A 20311-nucleotide genomic window follows, 5' to 3' on the forward strand; every position below is an offset into this window, starting at 1 on the left:
TTTAACGCGCTGCCGCTGCAGACGCTTCCCGCGGTGTACCAAGGGCACGCAGCAGACCGATATGGACCGTGGTCCCCTGCCCCGCGCTGCTGGTCACGCTGATCGTACCGCCCCACCCCTCAATGAGCCGACGGCTGATGGCGAGCCCGAGTCCGCTGCCGCTGGTCCGGGTCGAGAAGTGCGGTTCGAAGACATGCGGCAGCACCGCGGGCGCGATGCCGGCGCCGTCATCGACCACGTCGAGATGCAGCTGGGCCTCGGTGAGACGGACGTGCACCGTGACGCAGCGTGCCCCCGCCAGTCGCGCGTTCTCCAGCACGTTGATGAGCACCTCACGCAACTCGTCGCGCTGTGCCAGTGCCACGAGCGTGCCCTCCGACTCCGGCATGACCACGCGCCATTCCACGCGCTGCCCCGGCTCGGCGTGGTCGCCGAGCTTCTCGAGCGCCACGACATCGAGCACCACGGCCCCCACGTCCACCGGGACACCGGGCGCGCGCTCCGAAGGCGCGGTCCCGTAGCGGCTGAAGGCGCGCGCAATCTCGTCGAGATGATCGATTTCCTCGAGGACGCGCCCCACGTTGCGATCGAGAATGTCGCCGAAGTCGCTGCGGCCATCCCGATAGGCGCGGCGCAGGTGCTGCACCCCGAGGCGAATGGGCGTGAGGGGATTCTTGATTTCGTGGGCCACCTGCCGCGCCATCTCCCCCCACGCCAGCACCCGCTGCGCCGACGCGAGATCGGTGATGTCGTCGAGCGTGAGCACCGCGCCCGTGGGCAGCCGCGTAAGCCGCGCCTGCAGCTGCCGTGCGTTCACGGTGAGCTCGAAGGCTTCCTCATCGACCTCGGCCTGCAGAAAGCGGCGGCACTGCTCGGCCAGCGGGGCAAGTTCCGGCGGCAAGGCCGCCAGCGTGCCCCCCGCGCGCCGCACCCCTTCCCCCAGCAGCGCGCCGGCACGCGGATTGGCGAGAATGATGTCGCCACTGCGCAGCATGGCGATCACGCCGCTGGCCACGTTCTGCAGGACGGCTTCGGTGCGACGTTGCGCCGCTTCGAGCGCGGAGCGGCTCGTGTGCAGATCCTCGGCCATGCGGGAAAACGCCCGGTACACCGGGGCGAACTCCGTTGCCGGCGCGGTGCCCAGCGCCGGTGCCGCGCGTCCCGCCGCGAGACCGAGGGCGGCCTCCCGCAGTGCCCCCACGGGGCGCGCCAGCGTGCGCGCGGCAATGCCGCTCGACCAGACCGCTGCGAGTGCCCCCAGGACGGTGGCGAAGAGCACGAGAATGCCAAGGTCTTCCCGGCGGTCGTCGAGCGCGAATTCGTTGCCCCGTGCCGGCGTGGCCAGCACACTCACGGCGGCCCCCGGCAGGTTCACCGCCCCCGGTCGTGACAGCAGGCGAAAGCCCACCAGCGGGCGGGTCATGCCCGTCACCAGGCGTCGCGACAGGAAAGTGTCGTCATTGCCGATCTCCTCGTCGCTCAACGAGACGGGGAGCAGCCGCCCCAGCGGGGCCAGCGCATCGAGCAGCGGGTTGCTGGCCTGTCGCAGCACGCCGTCGCGGTACAGGAAGAGCGGTGCCCCGGTGCTCGAGGGCGCGGAGCCGAGCGCGCGCTGCTCCTGTTCGGCGGCCGCCACTCGCAGGGTTTCCCGCACCAGCAGGTCGCGCGTTGCCCGATCATCGCCTTGCAGCCGATACCAGGCCCAGAGGGCGAAGATGGCGGCGGGCGCGATGAAGAAGGCCAGCATGGCCACCGACAGCTGCACGCGATAGGAGCGCGACCAGCGCGCCCGGCGCACGGCCACCATGCGCCCCAGCGCGCCATCGGCCAGCACCGTCATGGCCCAGATGAGCAGCACCACGAGCACGTCGAAGATCACCAGCAGCGCGCCGCGTGGCAGGAGCACATCAAGCCCGCCCAGGTCCACCTCGGCGTGCACGCGATTCACGTCGCGCCCTTCGCCCGCCACGCCATCGCCGTGCAGCGCATTGCCCCGCCGATGCCAGGTGAGCGCGGGCGACGGCGTATCCCCTTCGGCCGACGCGCTCAGCGTGAGGCGGTACGGCGCCTCGCGCCACCGTTCGCCGGTAATGCCGATGAACGACGAGAACGGGTCGGAGGGGAGCAGGCTGGTGCGCGGGGGCAGCACGATGGTCGTGACGGTGCCGTCGTTCGCTGGCACGGCGGCCAGCAGGAGACGGCGCAATCCGTCGCGCGCCTCACGGAACTCCACGGTGCCGCTCTCGCGCGCAATCATCGCGACATACGACTGGGCATCGATGGTATCGAGCACCGGGGTGAGTTCGAGCACCGACTCGGGCGCATCGATGGATGCGGGGCTCCACCGCGCCAGACGCGCCGAGTAGCCGGCGCGCGCCAGTTCGCTGGCCGCATAGCGACGCAGCAGTTCCTCGCTGCTCACGACCGGGCGCCCGTCGTCGCGCAGACCAATCGCGAAGCGCTCGAGCAGGCGCTGCCCATCGAGGTCGCTTTCGCCGATCAGCTGCAGGTCGTGCTGGGCGAGGGCGGTGCGCGCCTTGATCGTGGCGCCCCACGTGAGTGTGGCCGCGCCGGTGCCGGCGACCACAGCCGCCGCGGCGATTTGCGCGAGACCGCGCCGCGTAAGAGCGAGACAGGCGATCGCCACGACCCAGAACACCGGGAACCACGCGGGCCACGCCCCTTGCCCGCGCCAGAGCAACGGCGCCAGCACGCCGCCGGCCAGTGCGACCGACACGGCCACCGCCGGTGAGAGGGCACGCCGCCGCCCCCACGCTGCCTGGCCACCGGCGGCGGCGATGAGCAGCACCGAGACCCCCACCAGCGCCAGCGACGACTGCCACGCCAGCCAGAGCGTGTAGCCCGCGCCCGAGGGGGGCAACGTGATGCCGCGCGCGAGATCGCGCAGCAGGAACGGGCCCGCCACCGCCGTGGCCAACACGAGGGCCACGGCCACGCCACGCGACAGGCGCTGCAGCGTGCCGCGCAGCACGAACAGCAGCATGGCGAGCGTGAGCGCCGCCGTAATGAGCAACGCGACGACGGTGGAGGTGAACGGTCCCCCCATGGGCGCGAAGTAGCTGCGCGGATCGAAGAGGCTGGAGATATTCGACAGCCCCGACAGCGGCGCGACGGCCACCGTGAGCAGAACGGCGGCGGTCGCCCCGAAGCGTTCCGCCGTGCGCGCCGGCCGGTACCACGCCACCACCAGGAAGGCCACCAGCGCCAGCGCCAGCGCCACGCTGCTGCGGAAGCGGGCGCGCTGTTCGAGGGCAAGCCGTGTCTCGCCTTCGGTGTAGGTGGTGGCGCGCACCCGCGCCACCGCGCGCTCGCCGTCGCGCGCGGCAACCGCGGTTTCCCCCGCCACCATCCCGCGGCTGTCCGGCGATTCCACATATGTGTGGGCGACGTCGACGTTGCCCGGCAACGTCTGCAGCAGCGTCCGCGTGAAACGATCGGCGGGCGGCGCCGACGTGATGAGCGCCGTCGCCACCACCTCGATGGCATCGTCGGCGGTGCGCGAGCGCGCCACGAGCGACGTATGGAACGCGCCGGGTACAATCATCACGCCCGCCGGCGCTCCGGGATTCACGGGCGTGTGCATCTGGCCGACGCTCGCCACGAGCATGCCGCGCCGGTACACCAGCAGCGCCGACTCCACATTCCGGGGCAGCGGCGCCTCGACGTCCACCGTCTGCCCCGCCAGTGCGCGCGCCATGAGGGCACTGTCGGCCGTGGCGCGCTCCGCCGCCTCACGCAGCACCGACGCCACCTCAGTGACGCTTTCGGCAACACGCCGCGCCCGCGACTCCCGTTCGGCCGCCGACCACGCCGGCCAGTCGTTGCGCATGGACACGAAGGTTGCCGTGTCCGACGCGCCCAGCAGACAGCCGGCGGCCAGCACGGCCACCGCCAGGACCGCTGCCGCGCGGGGGCGCTTGACTTGCGGCAGGAACCAGGCGGCCGCCATGGTGCCGCCCATGGCCGTCAGCAGCGATCCCCATGCCGGTGCCTGTTGCCAATAGGCCAGTGCCACGAATGCCACGGCACAGCTCGCTACCCAACCCACCGGCCAGCGACCGGTGGGGACGAGTTGGGGTTCGGCGGGAGCAGAGTCGGCCATGGCCCACAATACCCCGACGGGTTCCCTCAGGCGAAGGGGGGACCGGATTCGGTTATACTTCCGTAATGTCTCGTCCCGCCCTGCCTTTCGTCCCAGCCCTGCTGGGGCTCCTCTGCGCCTTGCCAGCAGTCCCGGCGGGGGCAGTGCACCCGGGGCCGTCGCAATCGACCAGGCTCGACGTGGGCAGCTTCACCATCAGCGTTGGCGGACAGCGCGCGGGGCGCGAACAGTTCTCCGTGCAGCGGGTGGAGTCCAACGACGGCGGCACCATCGAAGTGCGCTCGGAATCGGCGGTGGGCGACACCCGCACCGCCGTGCGCCTCGAGGCGGACTCAGCGGGAACCCCGGTCCGCTATTCCATCGAAGCGCGACGTGGCACCGAGCAGATCTTGCGCCTGGGCGGCCAGCGCGTCCGTGGCCGCTTTGCCACGCTGGCGCGCAGCGTCACCGGGGAAGCGGCTCGCGAGTATCTGCTGCGCCCCGGCGCCGTGGTCGTGGAGGATGACGGCATCGTGCAGTATGCCTTGCTCGTGCGTGGGCGCACGCTGGCCGAGGGCGAAGGCCTCACCCTCCCCTCACTCACCCCGGTCGCCAACAGCCAGGGCGTGGTCCGTGTCGTGCTCGAGGCGGCTCACGATGTGGTCATCATTGCCGGGGCGCGCCGCGATGCGCGCCGCTACCGGATCGTGACCGACGCCGGGGAGGTGCGGGTGCTGTGGGCCGAGGCCGATGGCGCACTCCTGCGATTGCGCATCCCGGCACGCGGATTGGACGCGTTGCGCGACGACGTGCCGCGATGAAGCCGCGGCAACGTTCAACGCCCCTCTGTGCGTTCGACTGGGCAGAGGCTGAAACCATCAGTTGGGGACCGCCGTACGCCCCCCTGTCCTCTTTCTCTTCTCCCTGCACCAACATCATGAAGCTTCCCGTGAGATTTCACGTGTTCGCGCTGGCGATCGGTTGCTTGGCCGGGGTCATGACTCCGGCGGTGGCCCACGCCCAGGCACCGGCCACCGCTCAGGGGAACGTCCTGACGCTTGCCGACGCCCTCTCCCTGGCGCGGCGCAGCAACCCTGCACTGGCCAACTCGGTGAACGCGCGGCGAAACGCCGCCGCGAACCTGCGCGCGGCCAACGGCGCCTTCCTCCCCAGCGTGAATACCAGCTTCGGCGGCGGCTATCGCGAAGGGCGCCAGACGTTCTTCCAGGGTCAGGGCTTCGGCTCCACCAACGACCAGCTCTCCACCGACGCCGGCGCGTCGGCGAACCTGAATCTTTCCCTTGGCGCCATCAACGACCGCCGCGCCGTCAAGGCGGAGCAGGAAGCGACCGAGTCGGACATTGCGGCGGCTGAAGTGGCGGTGCGCAACAACGTCATCAATCAGTACCTCACAGCCTTGCAGGCACAGGCCAACGCCATATTGCAGGACACGCTCCTCGTCACGACCACCGCACAGCTGCAGCTCGCGCGCGCGCGGCTGCAAGTGGGCTCGGGGACGCAGCTTGACGTGCAGCGGGCCGAGGTGGCTGATGGCCAGCAGCGCGTGGCCCAGCTCCGCGCGCGCAACACGGTCCAGGTGGAAGTGGTGCGGCTCTTCCAGCAGATCGGCATCGATCCTGTGCCAGGCACCACCCTCGACCCCAACCTGCCGGCCGCCCCGGCGCTCGAACTGCCCGCGGTGCTCGACATGGCCAAACGCGCCAATCCGGCACTTGGCGCCCTCAAGATGCGCGAGGAGTCGGCACGGCGGCAGCTCACCTCGGCCAAGAGCGGCTACTACCCGTCGCTCGCGCTCCAGGCTGGCGTCTCGGCGTTCACCAATCGCTTTCTGAACACCAACGCGCTGATCAGCACCGCGCGCAACAGCGCGGCATCGCAGCGTGCCGGATGCATCCGCTCTGAGGAGGTCCGTGCCCGCCTGCAGCTCGCCAACAATCTCGCCGCGTGCGAAAACATTGCCTTCACCCCGGCACAGGAGCAATCCATCCGCGACGCGCAGGGGCAGTACCCGTTTGACTTCACCCGTAACCCGTACAGCGTGTCGGCGAGCCTCTCGCTGCCCCTGTTCAACGGGTTCCGGCGCGAACAGCAAATCGAACAGGCGCAGGTGCAGCGTCGCAATGCCGAGAACAACACCCGGGGCCAGGAGCTGCGGGTCATCGCCGACGTGACGGCGGCGTACCTGCAGCTCAACACGGCGCAGCAGGCGGTATCGCTGCAGGAACAGAACGTGCGCACGGCGCGCACCGCCCTCTCGCTGGCGCAGGAGCGCTACCGGGTGGGCGCCAGCAACCTCGTCGACCTGGTGCAGGCGCGCGGCGACTTCGAGCGTGCAGAGACGGATCGCATCACCGCCGTATACGACGTGCAACGGGCGTTTGCCGCGCTCGAAAATGCCGCCGGTCGCCCGCTTCGCTAACTGAGCCCTATCATCATGAACAAGACAGCCAAATACGCCATCGGTGGTGTGGTCCTCGCGAGTGTGGTCGGGCTCGCGGTCGTGGCCGCCAACAAGAACAAGACCAAGGCCACCGAAGTGCGCGTGGAAGCCGTGGAAGCGCGCGACCTCGTAGCCTCGGTCACGGCCAGCGGCCAGATTCAGCCCCGCACCAAGGTGGACGTGTCCGCCGACGTGACCGGCAAGATCGTGCGGCTCGTGGTGCAGGAGGGGCAGATGGTCACCCGGGGGCAGCTGCTGCTGCAGATCGACCCCGAGCAGGCTACCGCGGCCATGCAGCGCGCCGAGGCCACGCTGGCATCGGCCCGGGCCCAGGCGGCGCAGGCCAGGGCCAACCTCATTCAGGCGCAGCGCAACTACGAACGGTCGGCCGCCATCCAGAAGCAGTCCCCCAACCTCATCAGCGAAGAGCAGCTCGAGCAGCTGCGCACGCAGGCGGACGTGAACAAGGCGCTGGCCGAAGCGGCCAACTACTCCGTCGAGCAGGCGGTGGCCTCGGTCCGTGATGCCCGGCAGGCGCTGAGCCGCACCACCATCACGGCCCCCATGAGCGGCAAGATCACGCGGCTCAACGTGGAAGAGGGCGAAACGGCCATCATGGGCACGCTCAACAAGGACGCGGCCACGCTGCTCACCATCAGCGACATGAGCGTGCTCGAGACCAAGGTGAAGGTGGACGAGACCGACGTGGCGCGCATCAGCGTGGGCGACTCGGCGCTCATCCAGATCGACGCCTTCCCCGACACGGCGTTCGTGGGCAAGGTGGTGGAGATCTCCAACAGCTCGGTCACCAAGTCGGCCACCGCGGGCGCCACGGGCGACCAGGCCATCGACTACGAGGTGCGCGTGCAGCTGGTGAATCCGCCCATCGACACGCGCCCCGATTTCTCGGCCACCGCCAAGATCGTCACCGCCAAGCGGACCAAGGCGCTGAGCATTCCCATCATCGCCCTCACCGTGCGTGAGAACGAGGACCTGCCCAACGGTGATTCCGCCGTGACGGTGGGACGTCAGCCGACCAAGGAAGTCGGCAAGCGCGACGTGGAAGGCGTGTTCATCGTGGGCACCGACAACAAGGTCACCTTCCGCCCGGTGAAGGTGGGCATTGCGGGTGAGCGCCACTTCGAGGTGCTCGACGGCCTCAAGCCGGGTGAGCGCATCGTGGCCGGCACGTACCAGGCCATCCGCGAACTCAAGGACGGCGCGCTGGTGAAGGAGGCGGTGCCCGAGAAGAAGGTGGCGGCGGAGAAGAAGTCGTGAGCGCGCTGGGCGATATCGGCCTCAGCACCACCGGGGAACGGCTCGCCGTCACCGCGACCAACGGCGCCGCACCCACGAAGGACTGGGTCATCGTCACGCGCCAGCTGAAGCGCGAGTACGACATGGGCGGGGAAATCGTGCGCGCCCTGCGCGGCGTCGATCTGGCCATCCGGCGCAACGAGTATGTGGCCATCATGGGACCGTCCGGTTCGGGCAAGTCCACGCTCATGAACCTCATCGGCTGCCTCGACACGCCCAACGCGGGCGAGTACTGGCTCAACGGCATGCTGGTGAGCGAGATGAGCGACGACCAGCTGGCGCGCGTACGCAACAAGGAAATCGGCTTCGTCTTCCAGACCTTCAACCTGCTGCCGCGTGCGTCAGCGCTGCAGAACGTGGAGCTGCCGCTCGTGTACGCCGGCATCTCCGCCGACGAGCGCAAGAAGCGGGCGAGCGAGGCGCTCGGGCGCGTGCAGCTCGGGGAGCGCATGCATCACCGCCCCAACGAGCTCTCCGGCGGCCAGCGCCAGCGCGTGGCCATTGCCCGCGCCCTGGTGAACCGGCCGTCCATCCTGCTGGCCGACGAACCCACCGGCAACCTCGACTCCACCACCTCCGAGGAAATCATGAAGGTCTTCGAGGAGCTGGCGCAGCAGGGGCAGACGGTGGTGATGGTCACGCACGAGCCCGACATTGCCGCGCATGCCCGGCGCGTGGTGGTGCTGCGCGACGGCGTGATTGCCAGCGACGAGCAGCGTGAACAGTTCATCGAGCGCGTCGGTCTGACCCACGCGACGCACTGAAACCGGCGCAGCTGCGGCACGTACGGCACGGGGTCACCGCTTACCGCGAGGCCCCGTGCCGTTTTTCGATGCCATTCGTTTGGCGCTCCGTACCATCCGCACCCAGAAGCTCAAGAGCGCCTTCACGCTGCTCGGCGTGTGCATCGGTGTGATGTTCCTCATCTCCGTTGTGTCCATCGTGGAAGGGATGGGGCGGTACATGGAGGAGGACCTCATCGGCAAGCTCATTGCCGTGAACACGTTCGAGCTGCGGCATCGTCCCAACATCAATATCGGCGACGTCGACGAGTCGACGTGGGAGGAGTACCGCAAGCGCCCACGGCTCGACATCACCGACGTGGCACCGGCCACGGCCACACTCCCCGCCGACTCGCGCTGGTACCTGTACAGCGAAGACATGGTGATGGCCACGAGCAGCACGAGCGGCAAGCCTCGCCAGGTACGCGGCGTTGCCGTGCAGGGGGACTACTTCGCGATCAAGAAGATGGGGGTCACGCGCGGACGCCTGCTGTCGGAACAGGAGCTCGACCGCGGCGAGAAGTCGGTCGTGATTGGCCCTGATGCCGCCGACCGGCTCTTTCCCGGGCTCGACCCGATCGGCCGGGAGCTCAAGATGGGTGGCGTGCCCTATCGCGTGGTGGGCGTTGCGGAGTCGCAGGGCCAGGTGTTCGGCATGTCCTTCGACAACTTCGTCGTGGCCTCCTTCCGCTCGCCGGCGCGGCGGCTGCTCAACTCGCGCCCCAACATCGTGGATGCGGTGGTGATTCAGTCGCCCACGGTACCGGCCATGACGGAGAACATGGAACTGGTGCGCGCCGCCATGCGCGCGCAGCGCCAGCTGCGGCCGGCACAGAAGGACAACTTTTCGCTGCAAACGGCCGATTCCGCGCTGGAATTCTGGAACAAGATCAAGGGCTATCTGGTGCTCGCCGGGGTGGCGCTCCCCGCCATCGGGCTCGTGGTGGGCGCCATCGTGATCATGAACATCATGCTGGTGGCCGTGGCCGAGCGCACGCGAGAGATCGGTATTCGCAAGGCCCTCGGGGCCAGGCGCCGGGACATCCTGCTGCAATTCCTGATCGAGGCATCCGCGCTCGGTACCATCGGCTCGGTCATCGGGGTGGGGCTCGGTATCGGGCTGGCGCAGCTCATCGCAGCGGTTTCGCCCCTCCCGGCCAGTGTCGCGCCCTGGTCCATCGTTGCAGGCGTGGCGCTGGGCGCGGGCGTGGGCATCATCTCCGGCGTGTATCCCGCCAGCCGCGCCTCGCGGCTCGATCCCATCGCTGCCCTGCGGCAGGAGTAAGCCATGAGTGCATTCCCCACGGGGCTGTTGGCCGTGAGCGAGGGCGTCCGTATTGCCATCGATGCGACGCGCGCCAACAAGGTGCGCGCGGGGCTCACCATCCTCGGCATCGCCGTGGGCGTGTTCGTGGTGGTGGCCATCGCAGCGGCGGTACGCGGCATCAACCAGGCCGTGGCGAGGGACTTTGCCAGCATGGGGCCCACCACGTTCTTCGTCGCGCGCTACCCCATCAGTTTCGAAAGCTGCGACGGTAGCGAGAACAGTTGCCAGTGGTTGCGCAACCCGCCACTGCGCCCCAACGAAGTGGACGCCCTGCGGCGGCTCTCCTCGGTGGACGCGGTGGGCGAGCGGCTCGAATGGGGGGCCAAGGTGGCCTACCGCTCCACCGAGCTGGCATCCACCAGCGTGGAGGGGTACTCGGCGGAGTGGACGCTGATCAACGCGCCGGAGGTGTATCCGGGGCGGGCCTTCACCCCGTCGGAGGTCCGCACCGGGGCGCGCGTGGCGGTCATCAGTACGCTCATGGCAGAGCGGCTGTTCGCCGACAGTGACCCAATTGGCAAGGCCATTGCCATGAACGATGTGCCCTTCGAGGTGATCGGCGTGTTCAAGGACAACGTCAGCTTCCTGAACGGTGGCGACCGCCCCAAGGCGGTGGTGCCCATCACCGCGCTCATCCGCTCGATCGGGGCCCGGGAAAGCGGCGTGGCGTTGGCGGTGAAGCCGCGGGAGGAGCTGGCACCGGCCCTCGCCCGGGACCTGGCCATTGATGACGTCACCGCCACGCTGCGCGGATTGCGCGGCGCCCGGCCCTCCGAAGAGTCGAGTTTTGCGATCATCACGCAGGACAAGCTGTTCGAGACCTACAACAAGATCTTCGGGATGTTCTTTCTCGTCATGATCGCGCTGTCGGGGGTGGGCCTCATCGTTGGGGGCGTAGGGGTCGTCGCCATCATGATGATCTCGGTGACCGAACGCACCCGGGAGATCGGCGTGCGGAAGGCGCTGGGCGCCACCAAGGCCACCATTCTGTGGCAATTCCTGGTGGAGGCGGCCACGCTCACCGGCATCGGCGGCGCCATCGGGCTGTTCGTGGGGTGGCTGGGCACCCTGCTCATTCGCAATTTCACCCCCATCAACGCCAGCATCCCGCCGATGGCCGTGGTGGCAGCGCTGGGCGCCAGCTGCATTACCGGCATCCTGTTCGGCATGCTCCCGGCCAGCCGCGCCGCGCGTCTCGACCCGGTGGAAGCGCTCCGGTACGAATAGCGGCCTCCGGGGGACGACCGGCCGACCCGGAGGGTGTTATCGTTCTGGGGTGAGAACCCTCGATGCCATTCGGCTGGCCCTCGCCCAGTTGCGGGTCCAGAAACTCAAGAGCGCCTTTACGCTCCTCGGCGTCACCATCGGCGTGATGTTCCTCATCGCGGTGGTGTCGATCGTGGAGGGCATGGGCAAGTACGTCGAAGAAGATTTCGCGTCGCGCCTTATCGGCACCAATACGTTCACGGTGCGGCGCTTCGACAACGTGGCGGGTGGTCCCGGTGGCAACCGGGGCTTCGATTCGCGTGAAGCGCAGCGGCGTCCGCTGTTGCGCATGACCGACATCGACGCCGTGCGCGGTGCGCTGCCACCGTCCATGACATCGACCATCTCCAGCGAGACGTTCAAGTACGCCGGTGCCCCGGGCGCGCGGCCGCGGCAGGTGCAGGCGGTGGCTACCGACGCGAACTACTTCGCCATCAAGAAGTTCGTGGTGGACCAGGGGCGCGCCTTCACCGATCAGGAAGTGCGCGCCGGCGCGCCGGTGCTGGTGATCGGCGTGGAAGTGGCCGAGCACTTCTTCCCGGGGCTCAATCCCATCAATCGCGTGCTGCGCGTGTCCGGGGTGCCCTTCACCGTGATCGGCGTGGTGGAGAAGCAGGGCTCGGTGTTCGGCTTCTCCCTCGATCGCCTGGCCATTGCCCCGTACACCTCGCCCATGCAGCGCATCATTCGCCCGCTGCGCGACTTCAGCACACTCATCGTGCAGGCGCCCACGCAGGCGGAGTTGGCGGAAGGCATCGAAATCGCGCGCGGCGCGTTGCGCGCCTTCCGCGGCCTGCGCGCCGCGGAGCCCGACAATTTCGGCATCGTCACGCAGGATGCGGCCTTCGGCTTCATCAAGCAGCTCAAGGGGCGCCTCGTGCTCTTCGGCACGGCCCTGCCGGCCATCAGCCTTGTCGTGGGCGCCATGGTGATCATGAACATCATGCTGGTGGCGGTCTCCGAACGCACGCGTGAGATCGGGGTGCGCAAGGCGCTGGGCGCCAAGCGCAAGGACATCCTCTCGCAGTTCCTCGTGGAGGCCGCGACGCTCAGCACCATCGGGGCGGCCATCGGCATCGGGCTGGGCATCGGCCTCGCCGAGTTGGTCGCCGTGCTCACGCCGCTGCCGGCAGCGGTGGCGCCCTGGTCCATTGCCGCGGCGCTGGTGACTGGGGCCGGTGTGGGCATTGGCGCCGGGCTCTATCCCGCCAGTCGCGCCTCGCAACTGGACCCCATTGCCGCGCTGCGCGCCGACTGAGGAGCCCTCATGAACAGTCTGCTGCTGGTATTGGAAGGCGTGGGCATGGCGCTCGAAGCCATTCGCGGCAACAAGGTGCGCGCCGGCCTCACCATTGCCGGCGTCGCCATTGGCGTGTTCGTGGTGGTGGCCATGGGCGCGGTGGTGAACGGCATCCGCACGTCGTTCCAGCAGGACCTCGACCAGATCGGTGCCACCAGCTTCTTCGTGCAGCGACGCAGCAGTGGGCTGAGTGGCTGCGACGGCACCGACGAGAAGTGTCCCGACCGCAGCAATCCGCCCATCAGCTTCGATGAGTGGAACATCATCAAGCGCCTGCCCGGGGTGGAAACGGTCATTGCCACACTGGGTGGGTCGGCGAACTTCGCCTACCGCAACAGTCGCGTGGACAATGTGGGCTACGACGCCTACAGCGTGGACTGGCCCAAGGTGAACGCGTCGGACATTGCGCCGGGGCGCAACTTCACGCGCAATGAAGACGCCGCCGGCACCCCGGTGGCGCTGATCAACGACACGCTCAAAGCGCAGCTGTTTGGCCAGTCCGAGGCCATCGGCAAGCAGATCACGCTCAATGGGCAGCAGTTCACCGTGATCGGCGTGTACTCACCGCGCGCCGGCTTCCTGCTGTCGCTGCAGGGCAAGGGGCCCGACACACCTCGCGCCATCATCCCGTTGCAGGCGGCGGTGCGCCAGCTGCAGGCGTTCCGCAGTGGGCTCATGCTCACCGTGCGCCCGCTCCCCAGCGCGCGACAGGACGAAGTCATGGACGAAGTCACGGCGGCGCTGCGCGCCAGCCGCGGCCTCAAGCCGGGTGAGCGACAAACGTTCTACCTGGTGGAGCAGGATCGTCTGCTCGACACCTTCAACCAGCTCTTTGGTGCCATATTCGCCGTGGGGCTGGCCCTGTCGGCGGTGGCGCTGTTGGTGGGGGGCGTGGGCGTGGTGGCCATCATGATGATCTCGGTGACCGAGCGCACCCGGGAGATCGGCGTGCGCAAGGCGCTGGGCGCCACCGCCGGCACCATCCGGTGGCAGTTCCTCGTCGAGGCGGCCACGCTCACCAGCATTGGCGCCATTGTGGGCCTCGCGGTGGGCGCGCTATTGGCGTGGGTCATCCGTTCCAATACCAGCATTCCAGCCGAGTTGCCCACCAGCATCGTGGTGACCGCACTCGTCGCCAGCGCCGTGACCGGCGTGGCGTTCGGCATGTTGCCGGCCGTGAAGGCGTCCAACCTCGATCCGGTCGAGGCGCTGCGATACGAGTAAGCCATGCTCCCCATCGACATTTTCCGTCTGGCGTTCGGCCAGTTGCGTGTGAACCTCCTGCGCACCGCGTTCACGCTGCTGGGGATCGTGGTGTCGGTGGGGTTTCTCGTGGCGGTGGTGGCAATCATCCAGGGGATGAATGCCTATGTGAAGGAGAACATCGCGGAGGCAATGATCGGCATGAACACCTTCCAGGTGCGTCGCCTGCCGCTCAGCCTGGGGCTCTTCACCGACGACGAGTTCCGCCTGCTGCAGAAGCGCCCGCGCGTGGACGAGCGTGACGCGGCCGCCGTGGCGGCGGTGCTCCCCGACGCCCAGTCCATTGGCTTCTCCACCGGGTGGCCCACGCCGCGCGCCGACGTGGTGTGGCGCAATCGCACCCTCGGCAGTGTGCTGGTGTTTGGCGTGAATGAGGGATACCAGGCGGTGCAGGACTACCGCTTCGTGGCCGGCCGGCCACTCAGTGAACTCGACGTGCGCGAGCGCCGCCCCGTGGTGGCCATTGGCGCCGATGTGGCGAAGGATCTCTTCGACGAGGGGAATGCCATCGACCAGGAGGTGCGCATTGCCGGCCGCCGCTTCACCGTGGTGGGCGTGGTCGCACCCAAGGGGCGCGTGCTGGGGCAGTCGTTCGATGCCTTCGTGATGATTCCCATTCCCGCCTTCGAGTCCATCTGGGGGCGACGCCAGCAGACGGTCGTGTCGGTGAAGATGCGGACGGCCGAGGAGGTGGCGCCTGCCATGGCGCGCGCGCAGGAGGCGATGCGCGTGACGCGTCACCTGCGCCCCGCCGACCGGGACGACTTCGATATCGGCACCGGGGAAGCATTCATCGCCTTCTGGAAGCAACTCACCAGCGTACTCTTTGCCGTGGTACCGGCGGTGGTGGCCATCGGCATCCTCGTGGGCGGCATCGTGATCATGAACATCATGCTCATGGCCGTCACCGAGCGCACGCACGAGATCGGGCTGCGCAAGGCGGTGGGCGCCACGTCCGCGGACGTCCGGTGGCAGTTCCTCGCCGAAGCGGTAGCGCTGGCGCTCGCCGGCGGCGTGCTGGGCGTGGCAGCGGGATGGGCGTTGGCGTTCGTGGTGAGCAGCGCGAGCCCCCTGCCCGCCCGCGTGACGCCGTGGAGTGTGGCCCTGTCGCTGGTGCTGGGGGCGGGGATCGGCGTGCTCTTCGGCGTGTACCCGGCCTCGCGCGCCGCGAGGCTCGACCCCATCACGGCCATGCGCGCGGAAACCTGACATGCCGCTGTCGGGCAGTGGTCTCGCGGAGAATGTGAAGCTGGCGATTGAAGCGCTGCGTGTAAGTAAGCTGCGCTCGTCACTCACCATCCTCGGCGTGGTCATTGGCGTGGCTACCGTTATGACGATGGCCGCCATGGTCCAGGGCATTCGCGATCAGATCGTGACCACGATCGAAGTGGCCGGCCCCACGACCTTTTACGTGCTGAAGAAGTTCTCGCAGACCCCGCTCAATCCCGACAACCTCCCCAAGGAGGTGCGCATCCGCCCCGATCTCACCGAGGCGGAAGTGGCGCGCATTCGTCTGCTCCCGGAGATCGGCTACGCCTCGCTGTGGGCGCAGACGCTGGCGCGCATCGAGGCTGACGGCGTACGCACGCAGGGGATGGCCATCATGGGGGCCGACGACGGCTTCACCCTCATTCAGGGTGGCGAACTGGTGGAGGGGCGGTGGTTCACGCGCGGCGAAATCACCGCCGGGGCCCCGGTGGTGGTGCTGCAGGAGAACACGGCGCGCTCGATGTTCGGCCAGGAGCGCCTGCTGGGGCGGCGCGTGCAGATCGGTGGGCGCGTGCTCGAGGTGATCGGCCTGTGGGCACAGCCCGGGAACATCTTTGCGCCTCCCGGGCAATCCGTGGGCGCCGTGGTGCCGTTTCGCTTCATGGATCGTTCGTACACCATCGATCGCACCAACGCGCTGTTCATCCCGGTAAAGCCACGAGCGGGCGTGCGCGTGGCCGATGCGCAGGGCGCCGTGGAGATGGCGCTGCGGGAAAGCCGGCGACTGCGCCCCGGCGACGGCAATACCTTCGACCTCGTAACGCAGGACCAGATCCTGAACACCTTCAACAGCCTCACGAGCGTCTTCTTTCTGGTGATGATCGTGCTGAGCGGCGTGGCCCTGCTCGTGGGTGGGATTGGCGTGATGGCCATCATGACCGTCTCGGTCACCAGTCGCACGCGCGAAATCGGCGTCCGCAAGGCGCTCGGCGCGACACGCCGCGATATCCTGATCCAGTTTCTCGTCGAGGCGAGCACCCTCACCGGCATCGGTGGCGTCATCGGCGTTCTGGCGGGCCTCGCCTTCGGACGGGTAGCGGCGGTGGCGCTCGACATTGACGCTCCCGTCCCCGTGACCCTGACGGTGATCGCGGTCGTCGTCTCGGTGGGTATCGGGATCGTGTTCGGCATGATTCCCGCGCGCCGCGCGGCCCGGCTCGATCCCATCGAAGCGCTGCGTTACGAGTGAGTCGTGGTGGACGCCGCCGCGGCAGGCGTGACGATCGAGCAGATCAACATCTCCCGCAGACCGTGGCCGCCAACGCCGAGGCGAGCAACTCCGCGAGCGTGGAGTGGCGGGAACGGGCGTCAGTACCCGCGCACGGCGAGGAAGGCTTCCCAGAGCGGGAGCTGGATGGGAGCACCCAGCACGGCGAGTTCGAGCACCGACAGCGCCCCGATCACCGTGAGCAGCATCTTGCCCTGACGATACGCCGGCGTGCGCCCGCGAATGGCCAGCACCGCCGTGACCACGGTGTAGGTGATGACGCACGCGAGCGTGAACGGCAGGAACCAACTGTTCTGCACCGGGCCGAAATACGACTCGAGGAACACCAGCTGGTCGGGGAAGAATCCGCGACCCGGGTTCTCCACGCCAAGGAAGATGTTGATGCTGGCCACCTGGTGCACGACCCAGAAGAGCGCCGCCGTGTACCACCCCACCCGATTCACGCGCTTGTGCGTGAAGAACGCGGTGGTGGCCAGCACCCCCAGCATGACGAGCTGATACCAGAACATCGAGAGCACCGCCCGCACGGCGAAGCTCCACGACGGCGGCTCGGCGGGTATGGAGAGACGCAGCGCCTCGGGGCCGATGATCCATCCGCCATAGAACGTGACCTGCGCCCACGTCCAGAGAAACGCGCCGCCCAGAAAGCTGCGTCGGGCCGCCGAGGGCGTGTCGCGATCGCGCTCGAGATACACGAGCGAGGCTCCCCAGAGCGCCAACGCGCTGGCCACCACGAGCCCCAGCAGCCGGGTGCCCGGCGTGCGCTCGAGCGCGAAGACCACGCCCGTGGTGCTCCACCAGAAGGCCACCACCACGCCGAACGAGCGCAGCGCCACCCGCATCGTGGTTTCGCGCGTGGCAATGTCCGTGGCATGCACCATGTCCGGGTGACGCGCGCGCAACAGCGACGGCAGCCATGCCCGCCAGCCCGTAGGACGCGTCGGCGCCAACGGGATCTGTACCGTATCCATCCCCACGCTCATGCGCCTCCCTCGGCCATCTGCATTGCCGTCCTCACGAGTCCTCCCAATGCCCTCGCATCGGCCGACGGCAGCAGGATGTAGCGCGCCTTCATGGCCTCCGCCAGCTTGCGCGCCACAAGTTCTCCCCGCGGCGAGGTATCCACGAACATGGCCGGAATGTGCTGCGACGCGAAGCGCGCCGCAGCAGCCAGCGCATCCACTTCGGCCTGCTTGCGCCCCGGCGTTCCGTCGCGCGCGATGTTGGCGCGCCCATCGGTCATCATCACCACGAGTGGCGCGCTGCCGCCGCGTCGCGTGGCGATCGCCTGTTCCAGGGCGGCATCGATGGCATGGGCCATGGGGGTGCCCCCGCCACCGGGAAGCGCCGCCAGCACCTTCTTGGCCCGCGCGAGCGCCCGGGTGGGCGGCAACAGCACTTCGGTGCCCTGGCCACGGAACGCCACCAGGCTCACGCGGTCACGTCGTGCGTAACTCTCCGCCAGCAACAGCTCCACCGCGCCCTTGGCCTCAGCCAAACGATAGAGCGCCGACGACCCCGACGCGTCCACCACGAAGATGACCGTGGTGCCGGTGCGCTCCACGAAGCGTCGAATGCGGAAGTCCTCACGGCGCACGGCCACACGCGGCCGTGGTGCCGCCGTGGCGCTGGCCGGACCCGCGCTGCGCTCCCGCACCCGCTGCCACGGCGCAGCCGCCCGCAGGGTCTCCAGCAGATGCAACCGGGCACCACCGCGCGGCAGCCCACTGCGGGCACCGCGTGGCCGCCCGCGCAGCAGGTTGGGCGTTTCCTCGCCCACGCGGCCCTGCATGGATCCCGCCGTGCTGTTTTGCACCAGTTGCGCCAACAGGTTGGGGGGCAACGCGGCCTGCACCGCATCACGCAGCAACTCGCCGCTGTCGGGCGTGGGCTGCGTGCTGTCGTCATCGTTGTCCTTCTGCTCCGACTCGGGGGGCTCCGGCGGCTGCTCCAGTTGCGGCGGCGGCTCGGGCGGCTGCTGCGGTGTCTCCTCCTGCTCCGGCGGCGCGGGATCGTCACCCTGCTCCTCCTCCTCCTCCTCGGGGGGCGGCGGCGGAGGAGGCAGTCGCGTGGCCCGCGGCGCCAGCACGAGCGCGGCGGCCTTCTCCGCGTCGGCCTCGGTGACCGCCAGACGCCCGTCGAGTGCCGCGTGGGCGCGAGCGCAGCGCAGCGCAAAGAGCGTCGCGCGCACACTGTCCACCCCGAAGGCATCGGCCGTTTGGCAAAGCGCCGCCGCCCACGCATCGTCCACGGTCACCTGCGGCAGCCGGGCCCGTGCCTCGCGCACGAGCCGCGCGAAGTGATGCGCCGCCGATTCGTCGGCCATCCCCTCGAGCTCCTCACTGGTGCGTCCATCGAAGCGCACGCGGAAGGCCACCCGGTCACCGAGCGCCGGATGCACCAGTTCCTCATCCACCGACTCGTCGAGCAGCAGCGCGCAGACGCGCGAAGCATGCCGGTCGGCGATGCCATCGCGCTGCACGGTGATTTCCCCGTGGTCGAGCACTTCGCACAGCGCCGTACGCGCGGCCACGGCCAGGCGCTCCGCCATGGGCAACACCAGCACGCCGCCATCGGCCGCCGCCAGCACCCCCCGCTCCGCGACGAGCCGGCCGGCCGAGAGCGTGGACGCGAGATCGACGCCGCCGTACAGGCGGTCGGCCGTCACGCCCGCGGGCACGCGCCGCAGTGGGGCGCCCGCGGGCAGCCACGCCCGCACGAGGGCCCCGAACTGGCGCGCCTGCTCGTGCAGCGGGTGGTCGAGCACGGCGCCTCCCAGCCCGTGCGGGTCCACGGCCAGCAACAGCGCCGCGAGGGCGCCGAAGCGGCCGGACAGGTCAGCCTGCGGCGACGACATCGCCGGCCGGCGCGTCCCAGAGTTCGGCCACGGCGCGTTCGACGCGCGTGGTGGAGCCGGCGTCATCGAGCACGTTGCGGCGCAGGCGATGGCGCAGCGCCATCGGCGCAATGCGCCGCAGGTGATCGAGGGTGACCACGTTGGCGCCCTCGAAGGCGGCCAGCGCGCGCGTCGTACGCAGCAACGTGAGTTCGCCACGCAGTCCGTCGGTACCCAACGCCGAGCAGAGCGCCGCAGCGCGCTCGAGGATGGCGTCGGGTACGGTCAGCTCGTCGAGGCGAGTCCGCCCCTTTTCGATGGAGCGACGCACCTTGGCATCGGCCTTCTGCCACTGGGCGAGGAAGGCGATGGGATCGCGATCGAAGGCATCGCGCCGCTTAATCACGTCGATGCGCAACGCGATGACCGTGGGCGTGCGCACATCCACGGCCAGCCCGAAGCGATCGAGCAGCTGCGGCCGCAGTTCCCCCTCTTCCGGGTTGCCGCTCCCCACGAGGACGAAACGCGCCGGATGCCGCACGCTGACCCCTTCACGCTCCACCACGTTCTCACCGGTGGCGGCCGCGTCGAGCAGCAGGTCCACGAGGTGATCCTCGAGGAGGTTCACCTCGTCCACGTACAGGAAGCCACGGTGCGCGCGCGCGAGGAGCCCGGGCTCAAAGGCCTTCTCACCCGTCGTGAGCGCCCGCTCCAGATCGAGGGCGCCCACGACGCGGTCCTCGGTGGCGCCGAGCGGCAGGTCGACGACCGGTACCGGCGCGAGCAGCGCCCGCGGATGCTGCCCCTCGGCCAGCCGCTTGAGGCAGTCATCGCAGCGCTGCGTGGTGGAGTGCGGATCGCAGCCGTACTTGCACCCCTGCACCACCTTCATCGGCGGCAGCAGCCCAGCCAGCGCACGGACCGCCGTACTCTTGCCGGTGCCTCGGTCGCCAAACACCATGACCCCGCCAATGGAGGGGTCGATCGCCACCAGCAGCAGGGCGAGCTTCATCTCGTCCTGTCCCACGATGGCGCTGAACGGATACACAGGTCGCATCAGAATCCTGAAAAAATCGGCCGGCCGCCGGGGGTGGCGCAGGGCAGCTGGAGAAATCCATGTTTCTATGACGTTAGGACCGGACATTCTATGTCGCAATGTC

At 68.9% G+C, this 20311-nt stretch carries 14 protein-coding genes; 10 read left to right on the plus strand and 4 right to left on the minus strand.

Translation table 11 applies throughout. From position 1 onward, the window contains the following. Position 1: 1 nt before the first annotated feature. On the minus strand, positions 2-4123 hold the full coding sequence (locus O9271_RS09530; RefSeq protein WP_298268720.1) for an ATP-binding protein: 4122 nt from the start codon (positions 4121-4123) through the stop codon (positions 2-4). A 65-nt stretch (positions 4124-4188) separates the two neighbouring features. Between O9271_RS09530 and O9271_RS09535 the strand changes: the two genes are divergently transcribed. From O9271_RS09535 to O9271_RS09580, 10 genes are all read left to right on the plus strand, one after another. Beyond that, entirely contained in the window at positions 4189-4923 is a 735-nt protein-coding gene (locus O9271_RS09535) for a hypothetical protein (RefSeq protein ID WP_298268722.1), read from the plus strand. A 116-nt stretch (positions 4924-5039) separates the two neighbouring features. Beyond that, positions 5040-6542 (plus strand): TolC family protein, encoded by a 1503-nt coding sequence (locus tag O9271_RS09540; RefSeq protein ID WP_298268725.1) that lies wholly within the window; start codon positions 5040-5042, stop codon positions 6540-6542. Between the two features lie 15 nt (positions 6543-6557). Next, positions 6558-7841: an efflux RND transporter periplasmic adaptor subunit gene (locus tag O9271_RS09545; protein ID WP_298268728.1), complete on the plus strand. Its 1284-nt coding sequence runs from the start codon at positions 6558-6560 to the stop codon at positions 7839-7841. A 122-nt stretch (positions 7842-7963) separates the two neighbouring features. Continuing rightward, positions 7964-8644: an ABC transporter ATP-binding protein gene (locus O9271_RS09550; RefSeq protein ID WP_343213891.1), complete on the plus strand. Its 681-nt coding sequence runs from the start codon at positions 7964-7966 to the stop codon at positions 8642-8644. A 55-nt stretch (positions 8645-8699) separates the two neighbouring features. Continuing rightward, positions 8700-9947 (plus strand): ABC transporter permease, encoded by a 1248-nt coding sequence (locus tag O9271_RS09555; RefSeq protein ID WP_298268733.1) that lies wholly within the window; start codon positions 8700-8702, stop codon positions 9945-9947. Between the two features lie 3 nt (positions 9948-9950). After that, the gene (locus O9271_RS09560; protein ID WP_298268736.1) at positions 9951-11216 is read left to right on the plus strand and encodes an ABC transporter permease; all 1266 of its coding nucleotides are present in this window, start codon (positions 9951-9953) and stop codon (positions 11214-11216) included. Positions 11217-11265: 49 nt separating this feature from the next. Further along, complete coding sequence (locus O9271_RS09565) at positions 11266-12513, plus strand: ABC transporter permease (protein WP_298268739.1); 1248 nt, start codon at positions 11266-11268, stop codon at positions 12511-12513. Positions 12514-12522: 9 nt separating this feature from the next. After that, positions 12523-13779, plus strand: a complete 1257-nt coding sequence (locus O9271_RS09570) for an ABC transporter permease (RefSeq protein WP_298268746.1) — start codon at positions 12523-12525, stop codon at positions 13777-13779. 3 nt (positions 13780-13782) lie between these two features. Beyond that, the gene (locus tag O9271_RS09575; protein WP_298268750.1) at positions 13783-15027 is read left to right on the plus strand and encodes an ABC transporter permease; all 1245 of its coding nucleotides are present in this window, start codon (positions 13783-13785) and stop codon (positions 15025-15027) included. A gap of 1 nt (position 15028) precedes the next feature. Beyond that, positions 15029-16276 (plus strand): ABC transporter permease, encoded by a 1248-nt coding sequence (locus tag O9271_RS09580; protein ID WP_298268753.1) that lies wholly within the window; start codon positions 15029-15031, stop codon positions 16274-16276. A gap of 119 nt (positions 16277-16395) precedes the next feature. Here the strand turns inward: O9271_RS09580 and O9271_RS09585 are convergent, their stop codons facing one another. From O9271_RS09585 to bchI, 3 genes are read right to left on the minus strand one after another with little or no spacing between them, the layout of a single operon-like run. Continuing rightward, the gene (locus O9271_RS09585; protein WP_298268756.1) at positions 16396-17298 is read right to left on the minus strand and encodes a DUF3623 family protein; all 903 of its coding nucleotides are present in this window, start codon (positions 17296-17298) and stop codon (positions 16396-16398) included. Beyond that, the gene (locus O9271_RS09590) at positions 17295-19172 is read right to left on the minus strand and encodes a magnesium chelatase subunit D (RefSeq protein WP_298268759.1); all 1878 of its coding nucleotides are present in this window, start codon (positions 19170-19172) and stop codon (positions 17295-17297) included. Before O9271_RS09590 ends, O9271_RS09585 begins: the two co-directional genes overlap by 4 nt. Continuing rightward, positions 19153-20208, minus strand: coding sequence for a magnesium chelatase ATPase subunit I (gene bchI, locus O9271_RS09595; RefSeq protein ID WP_298268762.1), 1056 nt, complete (start codon positions 20206-20208; stop codon positions 19153-19155). Before bchI ends, O9271_RS09590 begins: the two co-directional genes overlap by 20 nt. Between the last annotated feature and the right edge of the window lie 103 nt (positions 20209-20311).

Origin of the sequence: Gemmatimonas sp., assembly GCF_027531815.1 — a bacterium.
GTDB lineage: Bacteria > Gemmatimonadota > Gemmatimonadetes > Gemmatimonadales > Gemmatimonadaceae > Gemmatimonas.